Annotated in this window: 8 protein-coding genes; 4 read left to right on the top strand and 4 right to left on the bottom strand. The window is 74.0% G+C overall.

All coding sequences use genetic code 11. The features are described from left to right. The 3 genes from E0D90_RS18680 to E0D90_RS18690 all read left to right on the top strand — a co-directional run. The coding region (locus E0D90_RS18680; protein ID WP_227870315.1) for a hypothetical protein at positions 1-840 on the top strand (840 nt) is incomplete at its 5' end. 209 nt (positions 841-1,049) lie between these two features. Next, positions 1,050-1,808: a DUF3558 domain-containing protein gene (locus E0D90_RS18685; protein ID WP_130799331.1), complete on the top strand. Its 759-nt coding sequence runs from the start codon at positions 1,050-1,052 to the stop codon at positions 1,806-1,808. Positions 1,809-2,129: 321 nt separating this feature from the next. Continuing rightward, positions 2,130-3,710, top strand: coding sequence for a DUF2637 domain-containing protein (locus tag E0D90_RS18690; protein WP_438827418.1), 1,581 nt, complete (start codon positions 2,130-2,132; stop codon positions 3,708-3,710). 88 nt (positions 3,711-3,798) lie between these two features. Here the strand turns inward: E0D90_RS18690 and lysS are convergent, their stop codons facing one another. Beyond that, positions 3,799-5,550, bottom strand: a complete 1,752-nt coding sequence (lysS, locus tag E0D90_RS18695) for a lysine--tRNA ligase (protein WP_130799332.1) — start codon at positions 5,548-5,550, stop codon at positions 3,799-3,801. 588 nt (positions 5,551-6,138) lie between these two features. Between lysS and E0D90_RS18700 the strand changes: the two genes are divergently transcribed. After that, positions 6,139-7,350, top strand: a complete 1,212-nt coding sequence (locus E0D90_RS18700) for a S8 family peptidase (RefSeq protein ID WP_130799333.1) — start codon at positions 6,139-6,141, stop codon at positions 7,348-7,350. 289 nt (positions 7,351-7,639) lie between these two features. Here the strand turns inward: E0D90_RS18700 and E0D90_RS18705 are convergent, their stop codons facing one another. The 3 genes from E0D90_RS18705 to E0D90_RS18715 all read right to left on the bottom strand — a co-directional run bounded on the left by E0D90_RS18705 (position 7,640) and on the right by E0D90_RS18715 (position 10,470). Beyond that, positions 7,640-8,059 (bottom strand): GNAT family N-acetyltransferase, encoded by a 420-nt coding sequence (locus E0D90_RS18705; protein ID WP_103501351.1) that lies wholly within the window; start codon positions 8,057-8,059, stop codon positions 7,640-7,642. A gap of 51 nt (positions 8,060-8,110) precedes the next feature. Next, positions 8,111-8,866, bottom strand: a complete 756-nt coding sequence (locus tag E0D90_RS18710; RefSeq protein ID WP_130799334.1) for an SDR family oxidoreductase — start codon at positions 8,864-8,866, stop codon at positions 8,111-8,113. Positions 8,867-8,991: 125 nt separating this feature from the next. Then, positions 8,992-10,470, bottom strand: a complete 1,479-nt coding sequence (locus E0D90_RS18715; RefSeq protein WP_130799335.1) for an FAD-dependent oxidoreductase — start codon at positions 10,468-10,470, stop codon at positions 8,992-8,994. Between the last annotated feature and the right edge of the window lie 299 nt (positions 10,471-10,769).

The following is a 10,769-nucleotide window of genomic DNA, read 5'->3' on the forward strand; positions in this document are numbered from 1 at the left end:
AGGGAGGCGGACCGGGTGCTGCGCCGAGCGACGATCACCGGTTCGAGCGTACTGGCGGTTGCCGCGCTGACCGTGGGACTGACCGCCTGCAACGCCACCCTGAACGGGGACGACGGCCTCAACGGGGGCAGTGCCCCCGCCGGGAACTCCATCGCCCAGCCGGGCCGCCACTCCGGCCTGCCCGAGCCGTGCGGCGCCCCGGAGGAGAACCGGCTGCGCCAGCTGCTCCCCGACGCCGACGTGGACGCCCTGCGCGGCGCCCCGCACATGACCTACGACACCGGCCGCCGCTTCGGCTGTGACTGGTCCAGCCAGGGCGCCGACGCCTCGCACACCCTCACGGTCGACTTCCTGCGCGTCATCTCCTACGACCCGGACGTCAGCGACAACGACCTGGCCGCCGACGACTTCGCCCGCCGCGCCGACCGTGCCGGAATCGAACCGGCACCGGGCGACTCCGCCGACGACACCGAGTCCGGCGCGGACGACGGCGACGACGACGGCTCCGGACGGCAGGACGGCGGAGCCGACGGCCGCGAAAGCGCCAACAACCCCACCCCCGACGGCGGCGTGGGCAGCGGCGTACGCCCCGGGCGGCCCACCGGCGACCTCGCGCCCCGAGCGCTCGACGACATCGGCACCGCCGCCTACGTCGACGACCGCCTCTCCTCCGACGGCACCCGTCGCGACATCACCCTGGTCTTCCACAGCGCCAATGTGATCGTCGCCATCGACTACAGCGAAGCGGTGAACGACCCCGTCCAGGAGCCGGACAGCGCCGCGCTCCAGGAGCGGGTGCGTTCGCTGGCCGGCCAGCTCGCCGGTCGCCTCGACGGCTGAGCCGCACGCCCGCCCCGGCGGCGGGCGTGCGGCGGCGGGCACGTGGGGGACACCACCCGTCCGGATGGCCCGCTCCACCCGCGCCCCGGCGTACCGTTCCCCTGACGGTTCCGCCCGGCCCGGAGCCGGCACGCGGAAACCGACGCACACCGGGCGACGCACGGAAAGTCACCCCGGACCCGGTGCACACATCCTTCGAGAGGTAACTGATGGACCGCAACGTCTCGCCCCTGGGCAGCCACCTTCGCGGTGCGGGCACCGTGCTGGCAGCTGCCGTCGCGTCCGCGCTGCTGCTCACCGGATGCAGCTCGGACTCCGGTGACGGAGGTGACACCGGCGACGACGCCCCGGCCTCCGAGGAGCAGGCGCCGGAGGCGGTGCGTTTCACCGAGCTGCCGAACGCCTGCGAGACGGTAGAGGGCGCCACCATCGAGGAGGTCGTGCCGGAGGCGTCGGACGAGAAGGGCGAGGAGCTGCCCTCCGCCGATGTCACCTCCACCAACGCCTGCCTGTGGAGCGGCCTCGACGGGTACGACTTCCGGTCGCTGACCGTCACTCTCAAGCGCTTCGACTCCGACGCCGCGCTCGGCGCCGGTGACAGCCGCGCCGAGACTTTCCTGCAGGCCCAGGGCGCGGAGATCACCGACGACGAGACCAACGAGGACATCGTCGACTCCCGGCCGGAGGACCTCGGCGACGAGGCCGTCTCCCTGGCGTTCACCGCCGAGAAGGCCAGCGGCGACACCAGCCGCGAGTTCCGCCAGCACCGCGTCGTGGTGCGGACCGCCAACGTCGTGGTGACCGTCGACTACGCGGGCGCCGGCTTCGAGGACGCCGAACTGCCGGAGGCGAGCGCCATCCAGGAGGGCGCCGAGCGGATCGCGTCCGACGCGGTCGCCCACCTCGACGCGCTGCCCGACGCCGGGGACGACGCGGAGGCCGAGGCCGACGCGGGCGACGACGACTGACCCCTCCCCCGCACCGTCACCACCGAGCCTTGCCGCCGGCCCGGTTCCCCTCCCTGGGAGCCGGGCCGGCGTCGTCATCTCCGGGCGGGAACGGCGTTCCGCCCGCCCGCGGAGCCCGCGGGCCCCACAGTCGCGCATTCCCGGAGAAGCCGGGCGCGCGTCAGGCGCCCGCCGGGCGCCCGTCGGGCGCCCGTCGGGCGCCCGTCGGAGACCCCGCGGACGGCGCCGCGCGAGGTGTGCCAGGCTAGGCGCGCTAGAACACCTGTCCGCACAAGGGGTGTTCCGGCCCAGCCGATCTCCTGACCAGGGAAGGAACCGGTCGTGGCGCCCGCCGTCAAACTGACCCGTACCCATCGCATCCTCATCGGCTTCATCCTGGCCGGGGCGGTGGTGATCGCCGCCATCGGCTTCGTCGGCTCCTACGCCGCAGTGCGGGACCTGGCCGAGGAGAAGGGGTTCGGCGACTTCTCGCCGTTCTTCCCGATCGGCATCGACGCGGGCATCGTCGTCCTGCTGGCGCTGGACCTGCTGCTGACCTGGCTGCGTATCCCGTTCCCGCTGCTGCGGCAGACCGCCTGGCTGCTGACGGCGGCCACGGTCGCCTTCAACGGCGCGGCGGCCTGGGGCGATCCGCTCAGCGTCGGGATGCACGCGATCATCCCGATCCTCTTCATCATCACGGTGGAGGCCGCCCGGCACGCGGTGGGCCGGATCACCGACATCGCGGCCGACAAGCACATGGAGGGCGTGCGGCTGTGGCGCTGGATCCTCGCGCCGTTCCCGACGTTCCGGCTCTGGCGCCGCATGAAGCTCTGGGAGCTGCGCTCCTACCAGGAGGTCATCGACCTCGAACGTGACCGGCTGGTCTACCGGGCCCGGCTGCGCGCGATGTACGGCAGGGCCTGGCGACGCCGGGCGCCGGTCGAGGCGCGGCTGCCGCTGAAGCTGGCCCACCTCGGCGTGCCGCTGGACCCCGACGCCACGGCCCTGGTGACGGCGGCCGGCACCGCGCCCGCCGTGCCGGGGCCCGGGGCGACGGCCATCGGCACGCTGCCCGAGCGACGACGGAACGGTGGCACCGGCGCCGCGGCGCTCCGCAGGATCTGGGACGACCGCAGGCCCGGCGCCGGCCGCGCGGACGACGACGGCTGGGACGAGGACGAGGCGTACGACGGGCCCGCCCCGTACGGCGGCCCGTACGAGCGCCACGGGCTCCGCGGCCGTGACGGGCTGCCCGCAGGCGGCCCGGTCACGGTGCGGTCGGAGCCGCGGGACGGGGCGGACTGGCCGCCGTGGGCGGAGGGCGCCCACGGGGAGCGGGTCGGGGCACCGGCCCGCGCTGGCCGGCGCCCCGACCGGCCACATCCGGAGGACACCGCCCGGACGCCGGAGCAGACCCCCGAGCCCCTGCCGCACCTGGCGCCGCGCGCCGAACGGCCGGAGCCCGCGCCGGAACCGGTGCCCGACCCGCTGCCGGACTTCTCCACCGGCGGCCAGGGCGGGGACGGCTACCGCGACCCGTTCGACGACCCGTTCGGCGACCCCTTCGCCGAGCCGCCCGCCGACACCGTGCCCGGCAGCGGGGGGCGACGCGACCTGCGGGCACCGCGGGCCACCCCGGCTCCCGGGCCCGGTCCCGCGCCGGACGCGGAGGAGGTGGCCGCGGACCAGCCGGTGGGGCTGCCGGAGGACGCCGACCCCGCGCAGACCTACTACGCCGCCTACCGCGACCTGATCAGCGTCGAGGGCAACCACTTCCCCAACGCACGGCAGCTGGCCCGGTATCTGGACGAGCGGTACGGGGTGCGCAACGCCGACGGCAGCCTGCTCAGCGAGCGCTACCTCCGCGACCACGTCCGCGCGTGCAAGGAGCGCTACCGCTCCGAGGTCGGCGTCGCCTGACCCGGCACGACGCCCCCGGCACAGCGAGGCGCCCCGCCTCCCGGTTGATCCGGGAGGCGGGGCGCTTCGCGGTACGACGCCTCGGTGCTCAGGCCCCGAGCAGCCTGCGGACCCGGTCGGCGCCGACGGCCAGCAGCAGCGTGGGCAGCCGCGGCCCGGTGTCGTGGCTGATCAGCAGACGGTAGAGCAGGGCGAAGAACGACCGCTGGGCGGTCTTCAGCTCGGGTGTGGGCTTGGCGTCCGGCTCCAGGCCCGCCTGGATCTTGGGCACGCCGTAGACCAGGGTGGTGAGCCCGTCCAGTGACCAGTGGCCGTCCAGCCGGTCGAGCAGCAGGGCCAGCGAGGCACGCTGCTCGTCGTCGAGGGAGGCCAGCAGTTCGGTGTCGGGCTCCTCCCGGACGCGGGTGCGCTGTTCGGCGGGGACCTGGGTGGCGATCCAGTGCGCGGCCCGGTCGAGGCGGGGCCGCACCTGGTCGAGCGAGGTGACCGGGTCGGCCGGGTCCAGTTCGGCCAGGATGCGCAGCGTCTGCTGCTCGTCGCCGGTGGTGATGTCGACGACGGAGGCGAGCATCCGGTACGGCAGCCGGCGTTCGGTGGCGGGCAGTTCACCGGCGGCGGTGCCGACGGCGCGGTTGTACGCGGCGAGGTCGGCGGGCTGTGCCTGCCCCTGGCCGATCTTCTTGGCGAGCGCGTCCCACTCGTCGTAGAGCCGCTGGATCTCCTGGTCGAAGGCGATCTTGAACGACTGGTTGGGCCGGCGGCGGGCGTACAGCCAGCGCAGCAGCGGCGCCTCCATGATCTCCAGGGCCTCGCCGGGGGTGGGGACCCCGCCCTTGGAGCTGGACATCTTGGCCATGCCGGTGATGCCGACGAAGGCGTACATCGGCCCGATGGGCTGGCTTCCGCCGAAGACCTCGCGGACGATCTGTCCGCCGACGACGAACGAGGAGCCGGGCGAGGAGTGGTCGACGCCGGAGGGCTCGAAGTCGACGCCCTCGTAGGCCCAGCGCATCGGCCAGTCCACCTTCCAGACCAGCTTGCCGCGGTCGTACTCGCGCAGCAGCACCGTCTCGGTGTGGCCGCACTCGCAGCGGTAGGTCAGCTCGGTGGTGTCGTCGTCGTAGGCGGTGACGGTGGTGAAGTCCTTGCCGCAGACGGCGCAGTAGGGCTTGTACGGGAAGTAGCCGGCCCCGCCCTCGCCGGCGCCGTCGTCCTCGGCCGCGGCGCCGGAGCCCTCGGCGGCGGCCAGCTCGGCCTCGTCCACCGGCTTCTGGCCCTGCTTGGGCTTGCCCTTGCCCTTGTCGTCCTTGCCCGTGTCCTTGCCCTTGGTCCGGTAGCGGTCCAGGACGGCGTCGATGGCCCGGCGTTCGCGCATGGCGTGCAGGATCTGCTCGCGGTAGGCGCCGGATGTGTACTGCTCGGTCTGGCTGATGCCCCGGAACTCGACGCCCAGTTCGGCGAGCGAGCGGACCATCGCGTCCTTGAAGTGGGTGGCCCAGTCGGGGTGCGGCGAGCCGGGCGGGGCCGGGACGGCGGTGAGTGGCTTGCCGATGTGCTCGGCCCAGGAGGAGTCGACGCCGGCGATCCCGGCGGGGACCTTCCGGAACCGGTCGTAGTCGTCCCAGGAGATGATGTGCTCCACCTGGTGGCCGCGGCGGCGGATCTCGTCGGCGACCAGGTGCGGGGTCATGACCTCGCGCAGGTTGCCGAGGTGGATGGGCCCGGAAGGGCTCAGTCCGGACGCGCAGACGATCGGTTTGCCGGGTGCGCGGCGTTCCGCTTCGGCGATGACTTCATCCGCGGATCGGGAGACCCAGTCGGTCTCGGCACCGGCAGCCACAGTGGTCGTCTTCCTTCCCAGGTGGAGCGTGCGCCGACCGGTCTCGTCCGGGCGGCGCGGGGGCGCGGCGGAGTGCCGCGCCGGCGCTCGGGCTCGTGAACCCCCCTAGTGTCACACGTCCCCGGCGACGGCTTTCCGCGTCGGCCCGCGCGACGGACGGGCGCGCGAGCGGGTGCGGCGGCGGGTACGTCCGCCGCCCCTCCCCGGGCACCGCGCGGACCCCTGGGCCGTTCCGGGCGGTCCGGGCGCGCACACCACCGGGAGGTGCACCGGGACGCACTTCGCCGTCACGGAGAGCCACCTCTCGTGGTGCACCCCTGTGACTGCCGGGACGGATGGGGAGGGAGTCGCCGGAACGTGTGGTTCCGCTTGAGTGGAGCTGCCACCCCGTCAGTGAGTGGATTGCCCCGTTTTGCACGGCTAACACGTGGACGAGTTGTGACATGTACGTGGCGAACGTGCACAGCCCCTTGCTGAATTCATGCCCTTCAGTAAATCTTTCGAACTGACGAAGCGAAATGTCATGGCCACGCTCCGTCAAAATCCAGTCAGCGCACCTCAAGCACCATCAAGCGGAGGAATCCCTCGATGACAGTGATGCGTTCCATCCCCCACCGCCGCAAGGTGAGCACCGCGGTCGCCACCGCCGCCGTGATCGCCCTGGGCGTAGGCGTCGGGCTGCCGGCCGCGGCCCACGCCGCCCCCGACGCCACCGGCGTCATCCTGAACGCCGACGCCCCCACAGCGATCGGCGGCAGCTACATCGTCGTCCTCGACGAGACCGTCGCGGCGGACTCGGCCGAGGCCGAGAAGCTCGCGGCCAAGTACGACGCCGAGATCAGCAGCGTCTACGACACGGTCCTCAACGGCTACGCCGTCGAGGCGACCGAGGCCGAGGCCCTCAAGATGGCCGCCGACCCGGCCGTCGACAAGGTCTACCAGGACGAGGTGGTCTCGCTGGCCACCACGACCCAGGCCAACCCCCCGTCGTGGGGCCTGGACCGCATCGACCAGCCCGACCTGCCGCTCGACAACAGCTACACCTACCCCGCCCACGGCGGCGCCGGTGTCACCGTGTTCGTCCTCGACACGGGCATCAACTACACCCACCAGGACTTCGGGGGCCGCGCCGTCGCGGGCTTCGACGCCTTCGGCGGGACCGCCTCCGACGGCAACGGCCACGGCACGCATGTCGCGTCCACCTCCGCGGGCGCGGCGTACGGCGTGGCCAAGGAGGCCGACCTGGTCTCGGTGAAGGTCCTCAACGACTTCGGCTCCGGCACCATGGAGGGTGTCATCGCCGGCGTCAACTGGGTCACGGCAAACGCCTCTGGCCCGTCGGTCGCCAACATGAGCCTGGGCGGCGGCGTCTCGCCGGCCCTGGACGCGGCGGTCGAGGACTCCATCGCCTCCGGCGTGACCTACGCGGTCGCCGCCGGCAACAGCAACGCGGACGCGTCCGGCTTCTCGCCGGCACGGGTCGGCGCGGCCATCACCGTGGGCGCGACCGACAGCAACGACGCCCGCGCCTCGTACTCCAACTACGGTGTCGGCGTCGACATCTTCGCGCCGGGCAGCGCCATCTCCGCCGCCTGGCACACCAGCGACACCGCGGTGAACACCATCTCCGGCACCTCGATGGCGTCCCCGCACGTCGCCGGCGCCGCAGCCCTGGTTCTCGCCGACGACCCGACGGCCTCCCCGGCCGCCGTCAAGGCGGCGCTGGACGGGCTGTCCGTCGCGGACCGCGTCTCCAACCCGGGCCCCGGCTCGCCGAACAAGCTGCTCCAGGTCCCCTGAGCCGCTGACACCCCGGATACCCCCGCCCGCGCCGGTCACGGCAGGGACGGACGGTACCGGTGACCATCGGTGACGCGCCACCGGCCCGGTGAGAGCCGGACCGGTGGCGACATCACCACCCACGGGGGTTTCCCGCACCGCCGTCCGCGGGAACAGAACCCCCGAGCGCCACCCCCCACCCGAGGCCGGGAGCGGACCCCCGCTCCCGGCCTCCGCGCGTGCGCGGCGTCCGTGCGCGGCGTCCGTGCGCGTGACCGACAGCGAGCGACAGCGGCCCCGGCGCGCCCCCTCAGCGCCTGAGGTACATCCCCACCGAGGCGGGCGCCGTCGGCACGAAGCCGAACTTCTCGTAGAGGTACCGGGCGTCGCCGTCGGCGATCAGCGACACATAGGCGCCGGCCGGCGCCCGCCGCTCCAGCTCACCGACCAGCGCCGCCATGATCCGGCGTCCGAGCCCCCGCCCCTGGTGCTCGGGGGTGACACAGATGTCGACGACCTGGAAGAAGCAGCCGCCGTCGCCGATCACCCGTCCCATCCCCACCGGCTCCTCCCGGTGCAGCACCGTCACCGCGTACCAGGAGTTCGGCAGCCCGGCCCGCGCCGCCCGCGCCGTCATCGGGCTCAGCCCCGCCGCGGGCCGCAGCCGGAGATAGCTCTCCACCGAAGGGGTCTCGGCGCGCACCTCGTAGGGATCGTCCGCAGTCGTCATGAGCGGGACGCTACCGGCCGGCACCGACAGCTGCCGCCGTCGCCGCCGCTCTCACAGCTCCCGGTGCACCTTGGTGTTGGACGCCTGGGCACGCGGACGCAGCACCAGCAGGTCCACGTTGACGTGCGCGGGCCGGGTCACCGCCCAGCCGATCGTGTCGGCGACGTCCTCCGCCGTCAGCGGCTCGGCCACGCCCCGGTAGACGTCGGCGGCCTTCGCGGTGTCGCCGCCGAACCGCCGGACGGAGAACTCCTCGGTCCTGACCATCCCCGGCGCGATCTCGATGACCCGCACCGGTTCGCCGCAGATCTCCAGCCGCAGTGTCTCGGCGAGGACGTGCGCGCCGTGCTTGGCGGCGACGTACCCGCCGCCGCCCTCGTAGGTCGCCTGCCCCGCCGTGGAGGAGACCACCACCACCGTGCCGTCACCCGAGGCGCGCAGCGCGGGCAGCAGCGCCTGCGTCATGTGCAGCACGCCGATGACGTTGACCTCGTACATGGCACGCCAGTCGTCGGGGTCGCCGGACGCCACCGGGTCGGCTCCGCGGGCGCCTCCCGCGTTGTTCACCAGGACGTGGCAGACGCCGAGTTCGGCGGCGAACTCCCGCACGGCGTCCTGGTCGGTGACGTCCAGCACCCGGGCGCGGGCGCTGTGCCCGGCGGCCGTCAGCTCGTCGGCGAGCGCGGTGACCCGGTCGCCGCGGCGCGCGGTGAGCACCACCCGGTACCCCTCGCCGGCCAGCCGCCGGGCGGTCGCCGCCCCGATACCGCTGCTCGCCCCGGTGACCACGGCGGTGCGCTGCTCCATGACTCCTGCCTCCTCATCGACGTGCGCGGCGGACGGACCGGCTCGTCCGTCCGCGGCGCCGCCATCGTCGCAGACGGCCCCGGGCGGGGCCGTCACCGCCGACGGAACCGATCGTCGTCGCGCCGTCAGGCCGGGAGCCGCCCGCCGGGCACGAGCGGCGGGCGGGCGGTGGCCGAGTCGGCGGCCCAGGCGAGATAGCCGTCCGGCCGGACCAGCCACTGGTCCCGGCGCGCCGGGTCCTCCCAGTGGGCGAGGACGACGCCCGGCGCGGCGTCCTCCCGCGCGCCCTCCGGGGTCACCAGGACGAACCGGCCCCGGCGCAGCATCTCGTGGAGCCGCCGCCCGTCGTGCAACGGCACGTCCTCGGCGCGCTGTCCGACGAGCCGGTGCGCGCCCCTGGGGGCCGGGTAGCGGACGTCGAGGCCGTTGAGGCGGGCGACGGCGCGGCGGCGCAGCGGGGGCAGACCGCTGAGCAGGGTGGTGGCGGCGGTACGGCGGGCGACGCCGACGGGCCCACTGGCCGTGGCCATCCGGATCAGCGCGCCGCTGCCGCGCAGCACCCGGGCGCCGACGGGGTGCCGCTCCTCGTGGTAGCTGTCCAGCAGGGCTTCGGACCCGGCCGCGCCGGTCAGGGCGGCGCCGAGCTTCCAGCCGAGGTTGGCGGCGTCCTGGAGGCCGGTGTTCATGCCCTGGCCGCCGGCCGGGGAGTGGACGTGCGCGGCGTCCCCGGCGAGGAAGACCCGGCCGGTCCGGTACTGCGGTACCTGCCGCTCGTCGCAGTGGAAGCGGGAGAGCCAGCGCGCGTCGTACATCCCGTAGTCGGTTCCGTGGGCCTGCCAGACGGTGTCCCGCACCTCGGCGAGGTCCACGGGCGCGTCGTCGGGGCGGTCCTGTTCCCGCTCCCAGGCGAAGACGCGGTGATAGCCGTCGCCGAAGGGCGCGATGAAGGCGAAGGCGTCGCGGAACCCGCGCACGGTCAGCAGCTGCCCGGGCTCCTCCAGCAGCCGGACGTCGGCCAGCACCATGGAGCGCACCAGGCTGACCCCGGGGAAGGGCTGCCCCAGCGCGCGGCGCACCGCGCTGCGGTGGCCGTCGGCGCCGACGGCGTAGGCGGCGCGGAGGGTGGAGCCGCCGGGAGGGCTGCTGCCGTCGGTGCGGCGAAGTCGCAGGGTGACGCCGCCCGAGTCCTGGGCGAGGCCGGTCAGTTCGGTGCTGTGGACCAGGTGGGCCCCGGCCTCGCGGGCCCGCTCCTCCAGCAGCCGTTCCAGCTCGTACTGCGGGGTGACCAGGAGGTAGGGGAAGCGGCTGCGGGCGCGGTCCAGGCGGAGCGAGAGGCCGCCGAAGAGCCGCAGGTCGGTCAGGCGGGTTCCGGTGTCGACCAGCCGGTCGGCCAGGCCCCGGGTGTCGAGGAGTTCCAGGGTGCGGGTGTGCACGCCGAAGGCGCGGGTGAGGTGGGAGCGGCCGGGTTCGCGTCGCTCGATCAGGGTGACGCGGTGCCCGGCCGCGGCGAGGTCGCCGGCGAGCAGCAGCCCGGTGGGGCCGGCTCCGACGACGGCGATATCGGTGTCCTGAAGATGGGTTCTGGTACCGGTGGAGCCGGACATGGCTGCCTCCTCTGGCCGACCTCGGCCAACAATCGTTGACCACCGGCTGTTGGCCAACATCCGTTGACGACAGTAGTGACAGCCACACAGGGAGTCAACGCTTGTAGGCCAACAAGCGTTGGCCTAAGGTGTGCGCCATGACGCTGGAGGAGCCGACGCGCGCAGCCCACCGCCCCCGGGCGCCGCGTCCAGAGACCGCCACCGGGCATCCCGGCCACGGGCCACCCGCAGCACCGGACGAGACCACCGCCGCACCGGGCACCGAGCACCCGGCCACCGGCCCCGACCGCCCACCGACC

The organism is Streptomyces otsuchiensis (assembly GCF_004305975.1).
In the GTDB taxonomy this organism is placed as follows: Bacteria; Actinomycetota; Actinomycetes; order Streptomycetales; family Streptomycetaceae; genus Streptomyces; species Streptomyces otsuchiensis.